General features: G+C 73.2%; 14 protein-coding genes. 6 read left to right on the forward strand and 8 right to left on the reverse strand.

The window, feature by feature from the left end:
- Nucleotides 1-92: 92 nt before the first annotated feature.
- The 4 genes from JNW98_RS10930 to JNW98_RS10945 all read right to left on the reverse strand — a co-directional run bounded on the left by JNW98_RS10930 (nt 93) and on the right by JNW98_RS10945 (nt 4,399).
- A complete protein-coding gene (locus tag JNW98_RS10930; RefSeq protein ID WP_223767945.1) occupies nt 93-1,478 on the reverse strand; it encodes an 8-oxoguanine deaminase in 1,386 nt (461 codons plus the stop codon).
- A 40-nt stretch (nt 1,479-1,518) separates the two neighbouring features.
- Complete coding sequence (gene pucL, locus JNW98_RS10935; RefSeq protein WP_223767992.1) at nt 1,519-2,472, reverse strand: factor-independent urate hydroxylase; 954 nt, start codon at nt 2,470-2,472, stop codon at nt 1,519-1,521.
- Between the two features lie 21 nt (nt 2,473-2,493).
- Nucleotides 2,494-3,366 carry a 2-oxo-4-hydroxy-4-carboxy-5-ureidoimidazoline decarboxylase gene (gene uraD / locus JNW98_RS10940; protein ID WP_223767946.1) on the reverse strand — a complete coding sequence of 291 codons (873 nt, stop codon included), beginning with the start codon at nt 3,364-3,366 and terminating at the stop codon, nt 2,494-2,496.
- 148 nt (nt 3,367-3,514) lie between these two features.
- Nucleotides 3,515-4,399 (reverse strand): LysR family transcriptional regulator, encoded by an 885-nt coding sequence (locus JNW98_RS10945; protein ID WP_223767947.1) that lies wholly within the window; start codon nt 4,397-4,399, stop codon nt 3,515-3,517.
- Between the two features lie 102 nt (nt 4,400-4,501).
- Between JNW98_RS10945 and JNW98_RS10950 the strand changes: the two genes are divergently transcribed.
- Nucleotides 4,502-5,197 carry an SDR family NAD(P)-dependent oxidoreductase gene (locus JNW98_RS10950; protein ID WP_223767948.1) on the forward strand — a complete coding sequence of 232 codons (696 nt, stop codon included), beginning with the start codon at nt 4,502-4,504 and terminating at the stop codon, nt 5,195-5,197.
- A gap of 1 nt (nt 5,198) precedes the next feature.
- On the opposite strand, the gene JNW98_RS10955 is transcribed toward JNW98_RS10950, so the two are convergent.
- Together JNW98_RS10955 and JNW98_RS10960 are read right to left on the reverse strand one after the other, a co-directional pair.
- The gene (locus JNW98_RS10955; RefSeq protein ID WP_223767949.1) at nt 5,199-6,782 is read right to left on the reverse strand and encodes a sensor histidine kinase; all 1,584 of its coding nucleotides are present in this window, start codon (nt 6,780-6,782) and stop codon (nt 5,199-5,201) included.
- On the reverse strand, nt 6,782-7,471 hold the full coding sequence (locus JNW98_RS10960; RefSeq protein ID WP_223767950.1) for a response regulator transcription factor: 690 nt from the start codon (nt 7,469-7,471) through the stop codon (nt 6,782-6,784). The genes JNW98_RS10955 and JNW98_RS10960 overlap by 1 nt, the downstream gene beginning before the upstream one ends.
- A 130-nt stretch (nt 7,472-7,601) precedes the next feature.
- Here JNW98_RS10960 and JNW98_RS10965 point away from each other — a divergent pair, with 130 nt between their 5' ends.
- Nucleotides 7,602-8,885 carry a glycosyltransferase family 4 protein gene (locus JNW98_RS10965; RefSeq protein WP_223767951.1) on the forward strand — a complete coding sequence of 428 codons (1,284 nt, stop codon included), beginning with the start codon at nt 7,602-7,604 and terminating at the stop codon, nt 8,883-8,885.
- A 12-nt stretch (nt 8,886-8,897) separates the two neighbouring features.
- Here the strand turns inward: JNW98_RS10965 and JNW98_RS10970 are convergent, their stop codons facing one another.
- Both JNW98_RS10970 and JNW98_RS10975 read right to left on the reverse strand, forming a co-directional pair.
- Nucleotides 8,898-9,923 (reverse strand): DUF1259 domain-containing protein, encoded by a 1,026-nt coding sequence (locus JNW98_RS10970; RefSeq protein ID WP_223767952.1) that lies wholly within the window; start codon nt 9,921-9,923, stop codon nt 8,898-8,900.
- A gap of 692 nt (nt 9,924-10,615) precedes the next feature.
- The gene (locus JNW98_RS10975) at nt 10,616-11,074 is read right to left on the reverse strand and encodes an Ig-like domain-containing protein (protein WP_223767953.1); all 459 of its coding nucleotides are present in this window, start codon (nt 11,072-11,074) and stop codon (nt 10,616-10,618) included.
- A gap of 367 nt (nt 11,075-11,441) precedes the next feature.
- Between JNW98_RS10975 and JNW98_RS10980 the strand changes: the two genes are divergently transcribed.
- The 4 genes from JNW98_RS10980 (at nt 11,442) to JNW98_RS10995 (ending at nt 14,204) form a co-directional block, all read left to right on the forward strand.
- On the forward strand, nt 11,442-12,023 hold the full coding sequence (locus JNW98_RS10980; RefSeq protein ID WP_223767954.1) for a hypothetical protein: 582 nt from the start codon (nt 11,442-11,444) through the stop codon (nt 12,021-12,023).
- 223 nt (nt 12,024-12,246) lie between these two features.
- Nucleotides 12,247-13,458, forward strand: a complete 1,212-nt coding sequence (locus JNW98_RS10985; RefSeq protein WP_223767955.1) for a helix-turn-helix domain-containing protein — start codon at nt 12,247-12,249, stop codon at nt 13,456-13,458.
- A gap of 93 nt (nt 13,459-13,551) precedes the next feature.
- Nucleotides 13,552-14,016: a hypothetical protein gene (locus JNW98_RS10990; protein WP_223767956.1), complete on the forward strand. Its 465-nt coding sequence runs from the start codon at nt 13,552-13,554 to the stop codon at nt 14,014-14,016.
- Entirely contained in the window at nt 14,016-14,204 is a 189-nt protein-coding gene (locus tag JNW98_RS10995) for a hypothetical protein (RefSeq protein WP_223767957.1), read from the forward strand. Before JNW98_RS10990 ends, JNW98_RS10995 begins: the two co-directional genes overlap by 1 nt.
- The last annotated feature ends 289 nt before the right edge of the window (nt 14,205-14,493 follow it).

Raw genomic sequence — 14,493 nt, forward strand, 5'->3', positions numbered from 1 at the left:
TTCCTCCTGTCGTTGTGCGCACCGCCGATGGGGCAGCACGGTTTCCGGAGGCGTTGCGAGGTACCGAAGAGGGCCTTACTCCCCCGGGGGCCTTACTCCCCCGCCGCGATCCGGGCCAGGCGCCGGGACTCCGCGCGGGCGGCGCGGGCGATCCCGTCCTCGTCGGCGGTGGCGAGCCGGCCGTCCTCGACGACCGGCCGCCCGTGCACGAGGGAGAGGGTGACGGGCGCGGGCGGGCCGAGGACGAGGGCGGCCACCGGGTCGGCGACGGTCGAGTGGCCGAGCCCGTCGAGGCGCCAGAGGACGAGGTCGGCGAGCTTGCCCGGTTCGAGCGAGCCCAGTTCGTCGGCCCGGCCGAGCACTCGCGCGCCGCCGTGCGTCGCCATCCGCAGCATCTGACGTACCGTCAGCGCGTCGGCGCCGCCGGCGAGTCGGTGGACGAGGAGGGAGTTGCGGAGCTCGGTGTGGAGTTCGCCGGACTCGTTGGAGGCGGTGCCGTCCACGCCGAGCCCGACCGGGACGCCGGCCGCGAGCATCGCGGGGACGGGGGCGGTGCCGGCGGCGAGCCGGGCGTTGGAGGACGGGCAGTGGGCGACGCCGGTGCCGGTGCGGGCGAAGGCGGCTATGTCGGCGTCGTTCATGTGCACGCAGTGGGCCATCCACACGTCGTCGCCGAGCCAGCCGGTGGAGTCCAGGTAGTCGGTCGGGCCCATCCCGAACCGCTCCTTGCAGAACCGCTCCTCCTCCACCGTCTCCGAGCCGTGGGTGTGCAGCCGGACGCCCTTGCGGCGGGCGAGCGCGGCGGCCTCGCGCAGCAGGTCGGTGGTGACGGAGAAGGGCGAGCAGGGCGCGACGCCGACGCGCAGCATCGAGCCGGGCGAGGGGTCGTGGTGGGTGTCGATCGCCTCCTCGGTGGCGGCGAGGGCGGTGTCGAGGGTCTCGACGGCGAAGTCCGGCGGCAGCCCGCCGTCCGACTCACCGAGGTCCATCGAGCCGCGGGTGGGGTGGAACCGCACGCCCAGTTCGCGGGCGGCGCGGATCTCGGCGCCGAGCAGGTCGCCGCCGCCGCGCGGGAAGACGTAGTGGTGGTCGGCGGCGGTGGTCACGCCGCCGCGGACCATCATGGCGAGGGAGGCGCGGGCGGCCTCGTACACCATGGGCTCGTCGATGCGCGCCCATATCGGGTAGAGGGCCTTGAGCCAGTCGAAGAGGACGGCGTCCTGGGCGAGTCCGCGGGTGAGCCACTGGTAGAAGTGGTGGTGGGTGTTGACCAGCCCGGGGGTGGCCAGGTGGCCGGTGGCGTCCACCCGGCGGACGACGCCGGTGAGCCCCTCGGGGGCGGCCCCGGGGCCGACGGACTCGATCCGCTCGTCGGCGACGACGAGGTGGCCGGTGGCGTGTTCGGTGCCGTGCGCGTCCACGGTGGCGAGGGCGCAGTTCTCGATGACGGTACGGCGCTTCGGCCGAGCTGCTGTCACAGTGGCTGTTCCTCCGGAAGTGCGGTGGTGCCGTGGGGGGCTAGAGGCGGGTGAGGTCCACGGGGATGCCGGGTTCCGCGCCCGCGCGCAGGACGGTGGCCTCGATCAGGCCGTACGGGCGGTCGGCGGCGTAGTAGACCTCGTGGTCGTTCTTGAGCCCGAAGGGTGCCAGGTCCACGAGGAAGTGGTGCTTGTTGGGGAGGGAGAGGCGTATCTCCTCGACCTCCGGGCGGTGTTCGACGACGCGGGCGCCCATCGCGTGCAGCGTCTGCTGGAGGGAGTACGAGTACGTGTCCGCGAAGGCGTGCAGCAGGTGGCCGCGGACGGCGTCCCACGACTCGTCCCACCGGGGCGCGGGCCGCGCGTCGTCCGTCCACCCGTACCGCCAGCGGGAGTTGACCTCGGTGGCGAGGACGCGGTCGTCGGTCTCGGGCAGCGTGGTGTAGCGGTCCTTGACGAAGCCGCGGAACTCGGAGCCGGTGGAGTTGAGGACGACGAGGTCCTTGAGGCCGGAGATCACCTCCCACGCCGTCCCGTCGTAGGTGATCTGCGCGGTACGGGTCTCGCGCCCGGCTCTGACGAAGGAGTGCCGGGCGTCCCCGCCGCCGGGGGCGTCGATCCGGTCCCAGGCGTGCTCCTCGATCCGGATGCGCGCCCGGTGGATGGCCTCCTGGCTCGTGACGAAGTGCCGGGCGAGGTGGACGCCGAACTCCTCGGCGGAGGCGATGCCGCGCTCCTTGGCGAAGGCGAAGACGGTGTTCTTGGTGGTGTCGGTGGTGAGGACGTTGGCGTTGGAGCCGGAGCGGTGCACGTCCTCCATCGCGCCGGAGAGGGCGACGGAGACGACGAGGTCCTTGATGTGGTGCGTCGCGCCGTCGCGGGTGACGCGGACGACGTGGCACTCGGCCTTGCCGTACTGGTTCTGGCCGAGCACGGCGCGGGCGGGGGCCTCAGCGGTGGGAACCTCCGCGGCGGGCGCCTCGGCCGGGTACATCGGGGCTTCGGTCATGGCGTGCTAGCTCCCTCGGTAGACGGAGTAGCCGAAGGGGCTGAGCAGCAGCGGTACGTGGTGGTGCTCCCCCGGCGTCACGGCGAAGACGGCCGTGACCTCGGGGAAGAACGCTGCGCCCCCGGCTCGTTCACGGGACAGGTGGGGTCCGACGTCGAACAGCAGCCGCGCGTGGGTGGCGTCGCCGGGCAGTGCGGGAAGGTTTCCGCACCGGCCGTCCCCGTCGGTCTCGGCGGCGCCGAGCGCCGACCAGGCGCCCTCGGTGCGGACGGTGAGGGCCACGGACACCCCGACGGCGGGGCGGCCGGCGGCGGTGTCGAGGACGTGGGTGGAGACGGTGGCGGGCTTGGCGTCCGGCCCGGCCCCCCGCTCGTCCTCGACGAGCCGGGCCAGCCGCAGTCTGTTGATACGCCCCAACTCGGCTCTCGCGACGTCGCGTTCGCGCTGGGGCGGGTTGCCGAGCCGGCGCCGGAGGGCGTCGCGCAGTTCCTCTGCGGACAGGCCGGTGGCGCAGACGAGGAAGACGTGGCCGAACCGCTCCTGGTAGGCGAGGTTCAGCTCGCGCACCTCGGCGGCCAGGCCGGGCGGGGCACCGGCCATGCCGCGCTGCTCACCGGCCGAGACGGCGTCCCCCGGGGTGGGCCGCCCGATCGGCGGGTGCCCGGCGAGCGCCGCGTCGAGCCCGGCCTCGTCCAGCCGCGCCACCGCCGCGTCGGAGGCAGCGAGCAGCGCTCCGACGTCGGCGTACGGCCGGCCGGCCAGCACCTCCGCCGCCCACGCCGTACTCGCGCAGACCTCCGCCAGCGCGGCCCGGGCCGCACCGTCCTCCGCCGCGTTGAACCGGGTGAGCCCCGGCACCGGCACCGAACTCGAAGACACGGGAACCTCCGTGGCGCTTCTCGCCGCACTCGGACGCGCTGCGCACAGCTAACGCCCTGGACACCTCGGCGTCAACACTTTGTTGAAATACCACGCCTGGCGGGATACCCGGGCAACACGGCGGTCATGCGGCCCGGTTGCCGCGGATTCACGACCGCCCGGACCGTCGGCCGTCCTGGCGCGCGGCGCCGTCGCGCTGCCGGCCGTCCTGGCGCCCCTCGCCGTCGCGCCGCCGGAGCACCTCGGTGGCGATGTCCAGGAAGGCCGGCACCGGGCCGGCGCCGTCGGCCTCCGGGGCGGCCAGGCAGGTCTCGACGGGCAGGGCGTCGGTGACGGGCAGGTAGACGACGTCGGGGCGGGGGTACCAGCCGGCGACGCTGAGGGGGACGAGCGCGAGGCCCTGCCCGGACGCGATGAGCTCGAACTTCTCCTCCAGCGAGGACATCCGCAGCCTCCTGACGTCGAGGACCGGCTCGCCGTCGAGATCGGCCGTCGTGAGCGCGGGGCGGCCGGCCAGCGGGTGCGTCACCGGCAGGCAGGCGACCTTGCGCTCGCGGCCGATCGGGACGGTGCGCAGCCCCGCGTCGTCGAACGGCCGCCGGAGGAAGCCGACGTGCGCGCGGCCGTCGCGCAGCGGCGCGTCCTGCTCCCACCAGCGCAGCGGGAAGACGTCGATGGCGACGTCCGGGTGGCGCGCGGTGAACGCCCGGATGGCGTCCGAGACGTGCAGGCCGGGCGAGAAGGCGACGACGAGCCGCTGCTCGCCCCGGTCGGCCTCCTGCACCCGCCGCAGCGCCGCCGCCACGACCGGGGTGATGCGGCGCGCCTCGTCGTACAGCTGCCGCCCGGCGGCGGTGAGTTCGACGCTGCGCGTGGTGCGGGTGAGCAGCAGGCAGCCCAACTCCTGCTCGAAGGCGCGGATCTGCCGGCTGAGGACCGGCTGCGCGATGAACAGCGCCTGGGCCGCCCGGCCGAAGTGCCGGTGCTCGGCGACCGCGACGAAGTAGCGGAGCTTGCGCAGGTCCAGATCCATGCCCGAACGGTATCAATGGGGAGGGAAGGGTATTGGACGCCCACCCGGGCGCGCTCGGAGACTGAGGCCGTCCGTCGGATCCGTCCTCAGAACAGGAATCACATGACCGAGACCCGCAAGACCGCCCTCGTCGTCGGGGCCTCCCGGACCCTGGGCCTCGGGCTGGCCACCGAACTCCTCCGGCGCGGCTGGGACGTCATCGGCACCGTCCGCGGCACCGGACGCACCGGCCTGCACGACCTCGCCGACGCCTCCGGAGGCCGGGTGACCGTCGAGACGCTGGAGATGACCGATCCCGAGCAGATCGCGGCACTGCGCGACCGGCTGGCGTCGCGCACGCTCGACCTGCTCTTCGTCAACGCCGCGATAACGCGCGGCGACCTGCCGATCGGCGAGGTCCCGACGGACATGTTCACCGAGGTCATGGTCACCAACGCGCTGAGCCCGATGCGTGTCGTGGAGACCCTCCGCCCGCTGGTCCCCCCGACCGGGACCATCGGCGTCATGTCCTCCGACCAGGGCAGCGTCTCCCTCAACACCGAGGGCGGCCAGGACCTCTACCGCGCCAGCAAGTCCGCCCTCAACCAGCTGATGCGCTGCCACGCCGCCCGCCATGCCGAGGACACCCGCACGCTGCTGCTCCTGGACCCGGGCTGGGTCCGCACCGACCTCGGCGGCCCGGAGGCGGAGCTCAGCGTGGAGGAGAGCGTTCCGGGGGTGGCGGAGGCGATCGAGCGCCACAGCGGCGTGCCGGGCCTGCACTTCGTCGACTACGAGGGGAAGGAGGTGCCCTGGTAGCTCACTTCGGCCCTGGCAGGACGAGGGTGAAGGTGGTGCCGGGACGCGGGTGGTCGGAGCGGGCGGTGAGGGTGCCGTGGTGGCGCTCGGCGATGTCCCGCGCGATGGCCAGCCCGAGCCCGCTGCCTCCCGCGTCGCGGGTACGGGCCTCGTCGAGCCGCGTGAACCGCTCGAAGACGCGTTCGTACGCGTCCGGGGCCAGCGGCGTGCCGTCGTTGTGGACGGCGACGGTGACGGTGTGCGTCCGGCCGTCGGGGGTGACCTTCAGGACGACGGCGGTGCGTGCGTGCCGCACGGCGTTGTCGAGGAGGTTGCGCAGCAGGCGGTGCAGTTGGAGGCCGTCGCCGCGGACGGGAGCCTGGTCCGGGCCGCCACGCAGGGAGACGGGGTGACCGCGCTGCTCGTACTCGTGGACGAGTTCCGCGGCGATCCCGGCCAGGTCGGTGAGGGAGTGGGCGGCGGGCCGGTCGGGGCGGGCCAGCAGCAGCAGGTCCTCGGTGAGGGTGTGGACGCGCCGGGTGGCGGTGAGGGCGTTCCGGAGCGTCTCGTGCGCGTCGACGGTGTCGGGGTGGGCGAGGGCGGTCTCCAGCTCGTAGCGCAACGCGGCGATGGGCGACCGCAGTTCGTGCGAGGCGTCCGCGACGAAGCGGCGCTGGCGGTCGACGGCGGTCTCCAGCCGGTCCAGCGTGGTGTTGGTGGTCAGCGCCAGGCGACGGACGGGGTCCCGGGCCTCGGGGACGGGGACCCGGCGGTCGAGGCTGGTGTCGGTGATCTCGGCGACCTCCCGCCGGATGGCCTCGACCGGGCGCAGCGAGCGGCGCGCGGCGGCCCAGGCGAGGGCGGCGACCAGCAGCCCGGCCAGCGGGACCCCGGCGGTGAGCGGCGTGCGGAGCGGGGCGGCGACCGCCTCGGCGTCGTCGGGCGGCACGAGGACGTAGAGGGTGGCGCGGCACGACCCGTCGGGCTCGGTGGGCAGGCGGCAGGCGTGCGCGGGGACGTGCACGGCGGTGGCGAAGACGGTCATGGTGCGGTGGGCGAGCACGTGGGCCTGCCGGTGGGCGATGAGGGCCCGCTGCTCGGCGGTGGTGTTGCTGACGGGCGGCGGCTTCAGCGTCCCGTCGGGGCGGTGGAAGCGGTCGCGGTCGCTCTCGTCGACCGCCCCGACGTGGACCGTCCCCCGCTGCGAGCCGGAGGTCGCCCGGTGGGGAGGCTGGTCGGGGGGCGGGGGGAGCAGCGCCGCCAGGTCGGTGAGGTGCTGGGTGCCGCCGGCCGCGGCGACGGTACGTCCGGTCCGGTCGATCTCGATGAGGGGCCAGCCGCGCAGGGGGTCGCCGAGGATCTCCTTGCCGGCGGCGGCCTGGGCGGCGAGTTGCGTGGACAGCTCGTACGCCCGGTTGTCCGTCGCCCGGGCGGCGTCCTCGCGGGCGTGCCGGAACAGCCACCACGCCCCGGCGCCGAACAGCACGAGGGCGGTGAGGCCGGCCACGAGGGCGATGCGCGCCTGTCCGGGCAGGCGGGCGAGCAGGGCTCGGGTGCGGGTGCGGGTGCGGGTGCGGGTGCGGGTGCGGGTGCGGGTGCGGGCCATCAGGGCTGCTCCCGGGGCGTGAGGCGGTACCCGTGCCCGCGGACGGTCTCGATGCTGTGGGTGGCGAAGGGGGCGTCGACCTTCTTGCGCAGCGCGGAGATGTAGACCTCCACGATGGCGGTGCCACCGGTGTAGGCCGGGTCCCACACCTCGTCGAGGATCTCCTCCTTCGACACCGGGCGGTCCGGTGCGTGCAGCAGGCAGGTGAGGATCGCGAACTCCTTCGGCGTCAGGGCGAACTCGACGTCGCCGCGGCCCGCGCGGCGGGAGGTCACGTCCGCCCACAGGTCGCCGACGCGCAGCACGGACCGGCCGTTCGCGGCGGTGCCGCCCCGGCGCAGCAGGGCCCGCAGCCGGGCGAGCAGGACCACCGAGGAGAACGGCTTGACCAGGTAGTCGTCGGCGCCGGTGTCCAGGCCCTCCGCCTCGTCGTACTCGCCGTCCTTCGCGGTGAGCATCAGCACGGGCGTGGTGAGACCTGCGGCGCGGAGGGCGGCGCAGATGCGGTAGCCGTTGGGACCGGGCAGCATGATGTCCAGGACGATGAGGGCGTGGCCGCCGGTCAGGGCGCGCTGCAGCCCGGTGGTGCCGTCGCGGACGAGTTCGACGCGGTAGCCCTCCGCGGTGAGGCCGCGGTGGAGCGCGGGCCCGAGCTGCGGATCGTCCTCGACGACCAGGATGCTTGTCACAGGGCGAAGCCTGTCATGTCGCGCGTTTCTTTCCTGAAGATGACCTTTGGGTTCTTTAGATCACCTTTGGCTTGGTTCCCGCATGCTGGGGCTCCGCCCGACCAGCCGCCACCCGGAGGTGTGCCAGCCCATGCGTATCTCCTTCCTCCTGCACAACGCCTACACCGTCGGCGGCACGATCAGATCGACGTTCAACCTCGCCACGGCACTGGCCGCCCACCACGAGGTGGAGATCGTCTCGGCCCTCCGCTACCGCGAGACGCCCGCCATGGGCGCCCCGCCGGGCGTGCGGCTGACCCACCTGGTGGACCTGTGGCGCGGCTCCCCGCGCTACGACGGCGACGACCCGCGCCACGCCGAGCCGGCCAGGATCTTCCCGCGCGCGGACGGCCGCCACCGGCAGTACAGCCGCCTCACGGACGAGCGCATCGGCCGCTACCTGTCCGAGCTGGAGACGGACGTGATCGTCGGCACCAGGCCGGGCCTGAACGTCCACATCGCCCGCCAGGCCCACCCCGCGGCCATCCGGGTGGGCCAGGAACACCTCACCCTCTCCGGCCACGGCCTGCGCATGCGCCACGAGATACGCCACCGCTACCCGCTGCTGGACGCGCTCACCACGGTGACGGAGACGGACGCGCACGCCTACCGGCGGCTGGGCCTGCCCGACCTGCGCATACGGGCGATCGCGAACAGCGTCCCCACCGTGGCCGCGGGCACGGGATCCGCCGCCGCCGGCAAGACCGTCGTGGCGGCGGGACGCCTCATCCCGGTGAAGCGCTACGACCTCCTCATCCGGGCCTTCGCGACCGTCGCCGCCGCCCACCCGGACTGGCGGCTCCGCGTCTTCGGCCGGGGCGACACGACGGGTGACGAGAAGCGCGCCCTGACCGCCCTCATCGACGACCTCGGCCTGACCGCCCACGTCTCCCTCCACGACCACGTGGACACCCTGACGCCGGAGCTCGCGAAGGCGTCGATCGCCGTCTCCGCCTCCGACCGGGAGTCGTTCGGCATGACCATTGTCGAGGCCATGCGCTGCGGCCTCCCGGTCGTGGCGACCGACTGCCCGCACGGCCCGCGCGAGATCATCACCGACGGCGTCGACGGCCGTCTGGTCCCCGTCGGCGACGCCGAGTCCCTCGCCGCCGCGCTGTGCGACCTCATCCGCGACGAACCGCTGCGCCGGCGCATGGGCCGGGCGGCCCGGGAGAACTCGGCCCGCTTCACCCCGTCCCACATCGCCGACCAGCACCTCGCCCTCTACGAGGACCTGCTGCGCCGCGGCCCCGGCAGGCGCTCCCTCGGCCCGCTCCGGGAGTCCGCCCACCGGGCACGTACGGCAGTCATCGACACGGCACACGCACTCCGGGCGACCGCGCGACGGTCGGTGAAGCGGCGGGCCTTCGGCTGATCCGCCGGCGGCTCACGCGGTACCGGGCGCCGGCTTGACGTTGGTGAGCGACACCGCGCGGCGCAGCGCCCGGGCGAGGGTGACGGCGTCGCCGACCGCCCAGAGGTGGAGGAAGAAGAGGCGCGGCTCGTCCGTCAGGCCGTGGTTGTGCAGTTCGACCAGGTCGATCGAGCCGCGGCGCAGGGTGGCGAGGACGCCCTGCACCTCCTGGCCGGTCATGGAGAAGTCCCCGTTGAGCGCGGCCCGGCCGCCGCCCAGCGGCTGGAAGGTGAAGGCCGTGGTGGCGCCGAGGCCGGGCGGGAGGGCGCGGTCCCCGTCCACGATGGTCTCGCGGCGGATGAACGTGCAGACGTGGACCCCGTTGGCGGTGGTCCCCGGGACGCCGAGCGCGGCGTCGATCCCCGCCGTGTCCAGGTCGATCCGGCGCGGCGGCGCGGGCGGACGGGGCGGCGGGGCGCCGGTCGTCTCCACCACGGCGCGTACGTCCCGGGCCAGCCGGACGGGGTCGTGACCGTGCGCGTGGATGTGCATCCACCAGAGCGGCGGGGAATGGGCCAGCAGGTGCTTGTGGATCGCGGTCTGGACGAACCCGTGCCGCTGCAGGACATCGGTGAGCCGCTGCGAGCGGTCCTCCGGGACGATCACGTCGCCCATGGCCAGGGTGCTGCCGTCGCCGTAGCGGACGAACGACACGTGGGACCCGAGCGCGAGGCCGGGGGTGACGGTGACGCCGTGCGAGACGACGCGGAGGTCCCAGCGGAGGAAGGGCGTGTGGTAGTAGAGCCCGCGGACCATGTTGCCGCCGCGGCCGAGCGCCTTCGCGACCTCGGCCCAGGTCGCGAGGTCGGACGGGACGGGCGTGAGCGGGTGTCCGGCCCGGTGCGCGGGCACCGCGCCGGCAGGGGTGACGAGGCCGCCTGATCCCAGCCCGGCGGCCGCAGCGGGCGTCAACGCGGCCACGCCCAGGAACTCGCGGCGGCGCACGCCGCCTCCCCGGATTCCTCGCGCCGACTCCGTGCGCGGCAGGTGAGCGCTCATCCTTGGGTACCTCGCATCGTGCGAAGGAGATCCGTCTCGCTTTCGGGGACCCGGACACGGTCGGCCAAAGCGAACACACGCGGGAACTCACGTTCATCCGGGAGGCTTTGGCTCCCGTGTGCCAGGGCCGGTCTAGGCGGGCGGCTGATGTGCGGACAGAGCTCGGCGGAGCCTGCTCGTCCCGCAGTGTTCCCACAAGGGGATTCCGTGAACTGCGCCCCGCCGGCGCACGGCCGTCCGGGAGCACCCCGCGTGAGGCGGTGCCCCACCACCGGCGCGCGGCACTGCGATCTCTGCACTATCGGGATAAATTCACCAACACCTCCCGATTCTAGGGCAAAGCGACGGCTTGCGCCGCTCAGGGGGATGCTCGCCGCATGGGCGCTGCCCGGCGTCGCCACCGCTCCCGGCCTGCCACTCGACTCGGAAGCGCCGCAGCCTTCGCTGCCGCCGCCGACGTCGCCGGCAGGGCCTTTCCGGTGAAGGGCGTCCCGGCGGCTTTCCGAACGCAGCGCTTCCACGCCACCGTTCGGCGGCGCGCGTTCCCGTCACACGCGCGTTTCAGGAAGCCCCGCAGCCGTCGCGCGACCCGTGCCGACGCGCCCCGGCACACGCGGCACAGCACCGGCCCGGGAAATCGCCGCATCCCGAACCGGTGCCATGAGCCCTCCGTCAGGAAGGGTTCCTGCCTACTACGGCACTCCGACCGAGTTGTGCGCACTGGCCGGAGCGTACTGGTGGTTGCCGTCGAAGGTGGCGTCATACCCGTGGAGGACGAGCTGCGTCAGCGGGAGCGGCGCCGGCAGAGGGGAGTTCTTGCACTCGGCGTACCCGTTGGTGTCCGTGGTCGCCTCGCACAGGAAGAACCTGTCCCAGGAAACGGTGAACTTCACCGGCAGCCCGGCGACGGCGGTGCCGTCGACCTTGGTGAACTTGGCCTTCAGGTTGTTCGTTTGCCGTCCGACGATGTCGAGGGTGCCGTAGTAGGCGGTGGCGTTCAGCCGCTCGGGGTGATGGTGACGGTCCACGGCGGCAGCGTTGCCGGCAGCAAGACCGACGGTGGCCGTGACGGCCAGAGCGAGCGCTGTGAACGACGGTCCGAAGGAGACGAGCTTCATCGAGCCCTTCCACTGGGATGTGGGGGCTGCCACCGGGCAGGCGTGATGCCTCGGTGCACGGCCCTACCGTAAGAGACGTATCCACCAACGAAGCCGCCGGACACCAGATACGACAACCGGACCGCCGTACTCCGAATGAGTGACGCTCCCCCTGTGGGAATTCGCTGCCGCGCTCCGCACGGCTGTGTTCGCGCCGATCGGCCGACAGGCACCACGGTCGGACCCGAAGCCGGCTGATCCTTCGTCATCCGTGACGTCGCACTCGCGGCCTCCACTGGGCTCCGCGAGGCGGGGGGCGGGTACGTTCAAGGGTGACCGACGGTGGAACGGAGTGAGCGGCCATGCGGTGGAGCGACTACAGCAACGGCGAGCGCATCAAGATCCTGCGCGGTAAGGGCTCTTGGCCGACGCCTACCGGCTGGCGGCGTACGTCGCCAACCTGATGGGGTCGCGCGACCTGGCCTACGCGGCGATCGGCCACGCCCAGGCGGCGGCGGAGCGGTCGGACGACGCGCTGCGTCTGGCCGAGAAGGCGGCCGTGGACATCGAGCCGCGGTTCTCGCGGGCGACCGCCGACCAGTTGACCGTCTACGGGTCGCACATCAATTTCGCGGCGGTCGTGGCGAGCCGCATGCAGAACAAGGACCTGGTCAAGAGCTTCCTGTCCCTGGCGACCGCGACGGGCGCCCGGCTGGGCGCGGAACACCGCGCCTACGGAACCCTGTTCGGCCCGGTCACGGCGGACACCCAGGCGGTCGGCATCGCCGTGGCGCTCGGGCAGGCCGGCAAGGCCCTGGAGCTGATCCGGGGTATCCCGGAGACCAGCCTGAGCGCCCTCACCGAGGCCGCGCGCAACCGCTTCGCGATGGACAAGGCCATGGCCGAGGCCGACGCCCGGCTGTGGGACGCCTCCCTCGACACGCTGGAGAAGGCTCTGGTGCACGCCCCCGTGTGGGCCCGCCACCAAGCGCTGCCAGCGTGATCATGCAGAAGGTCGGACGGGCCTCGACCGCCCGCGTCCGGCGGGTGTCGGCACTGATCGGCGTGCGCCCGGGCACCGAACCGGGCTTTGCCCCGGCAACGGCCACGGCCACGGCCACGCTGTAGCTGCTACTCCGCCCCTGCCACTCGACACCGGGGCCGAGTGCCGCGCCGCCTACCATCGGGGTGGAAGTCACCGAACCCTCCGACCTCTTGGGGTGTCCATGGCCAGTTGGGCGGACCTGACGACCGGCAAGCGCATCAAGGCCCTGCGCGGCTCCGACATGACGCAGCAGGGCCTCGCCGAGGCGGCCGGCGTGTCCCTTGCCCTGGTGCAGAAGGCGGAGCAGGACAAGGGGGATCTCTCGGTGGGCTCCCTGCTGAAGTTCGCCGCCGCGCTGCGCACGGACGTGTCCGTGCTGCTCGGCCAGCAGGCGCCGCGGCACGGCATGAACCGCGAGGACCGCACGGCGCTGCGGCGCCTCTCCGACGCCGTCCACGACAGTGCGTTGGGAGACTGGGACGCGATCGAGGACCCGAGCGGCGTCGGGGAACTCGCCCGCGCCCGGGACGAGGCATGGGCCGCCTACTGGGCCGGTGACAACACCCAGGTCAGCACGCTCGCTTCCAAGGTGCTGATGGAGGGGCACGCCCGGTACGCGACCGCGACGGACGCCGAACGGGAGCGGCTCGGGGCGATCCTGGCGAGCACCTACCGGGTGGCCGCGTCCTGCGCCAACGGGCTCGGGCAGCGGGATCTCGCCCTCGGGGCCCTGGTCTCGGCGAAGCGGTGGGCCACCACGGCCGACGACCCGGTGCTCCTCGCGCTCCTGGAGTCCACCCTGTCGTGGGTGTACCTCCGCAGCGCCAAGCTCCCTCGGGCCATGGCCGTCGCCGAGCGGGCCGCCCTGACGGTGGAGCCGAGGTTCAGCCGCGCGACGCAGCCGGAACTGGTCGCCTACGGGCGGCTGATGATCTCCGCCGCGGTCGCCGCCTCCCGTCACGAGGACGAGGACGCGGCCCAGAACTACCTGTCACAGGCGACGGCGGCAGCCGCCCGCCTCGGCCGGGACGTTGACCTCTACGGCACGAGCTTCGGACCGACCGCGGCCAAGGCGGAAGCCGTTGGCGTGCAGGTGGCGCTGAAGAACTTCGGGCGCGCATTGAAGCTTGCCGCCGAACCCGGGATGCAGTGCCTGCCTCGCACCATGTCCATGGTCGCGAGGAACCGGTACAGGCTCGACGTGGCTCTCGCCCAATGCGCTGCCGGGCTCTACGACAAGGCCGGCGACACGCTCATCGAGGTGGGGCTCGAAGCCCCAGAGTGGGTGCGGCACCAGGCCCTGCCCGGGGTGATCGGCCGACGGCTGGCGAAGGTCTCCTCGGCAAAGGTCCGCAGCATCGGCGAGCTCATCGGCGTGCCCTTGATCGCGTGACCCATACGGAGCGTACGAGTCACCCTCGGTGACCTCAAGAGGTCGTACGCTTCGTCGGTTCTCCCGCCACGCCTGTCGCAGCAAGATGCGGGCATGCCGGGAAAACAGTGGGGCGACCCCCAACCCTCCCCTGAGTCACGCCGTTCGGCGAGCGACCGCGAACGCCGTCGCCGCCTCCTGGACACCGCGTCCGGCTTCGTGTCGTCCGTCGAGCCGTTCCCTTGTGTGATCTACGTCCACGCGCCGACTGCGGCCGAACTCGCGCCGGCCCGACAGGAGTGCCAGGACTGCGCCTACGCGCTCGGCTGGCACGTCATCGACGTGATCGCTTGGGCCGGCAAGCGGTGCGGGTCCGCAGAGCGCAGGCACCTCGACCGAGCCCTCGGGCACTTCTCAGGACGCGGGGCCGCGGCTCTCCTGACGCTCCACCGCGCCATGTTGCCCCGCTCGGAGGAGCGGTACCGCGCCATCGTCGCCGCCATAGCGGCCCACGGCGGCTTCGTGCACTTCAGGAAGCCCGCAACGGGGGCTACGGCAGCCGAGAGGGGCAAGGGGTAATGGTGCGATACGGCAACTGGGCCACCGACACCCGTGACGGCCGGGTCGGCCAGGTCGTGCGCCAGACGTTCACGCACATCGTGCTGAGCGCGCCGGACGGCGGGAGCGAATGGGACTGCCCGTACGACGAACACCGCATCGCCACGGTGCGGGAGCTGAAGGACGCCGGCCTCTGGGAGAAGCGATGAACGCCGTTCCGAAGGCGCCGCGTTCACGCCTGACGCTCCGCGTCTCCCGGGACGGCGGCCGGACGTACGAGACCACGGTCACCCACCTCCCCCACACCGACCGCCCGCCGGACTCACCCCTCCGCTTCCCGCCCTGCACCTGCCCCACCTGCCACCCGAGGAACCGATGACCACCCTCCACCCGATCCCCTTGCCCCACAGCGGCGGCCCCCGGAGGCTCCCGGCACCATCGCCGTGCCCCGCGTGCGACGACGCCTTGGAAACCGCGATGCCGGGAGGCCGGCCGTGG

Source organism: Streptomyces huiliensis (assembly GCF_020037025.1).
GTDB classification, from domain to species: Bacteria; Actinomycetota; Actinomycetes; order Streptomycetales; family Streptomycetaceae; genus Streptomyces; species Streptomyces huiliensis.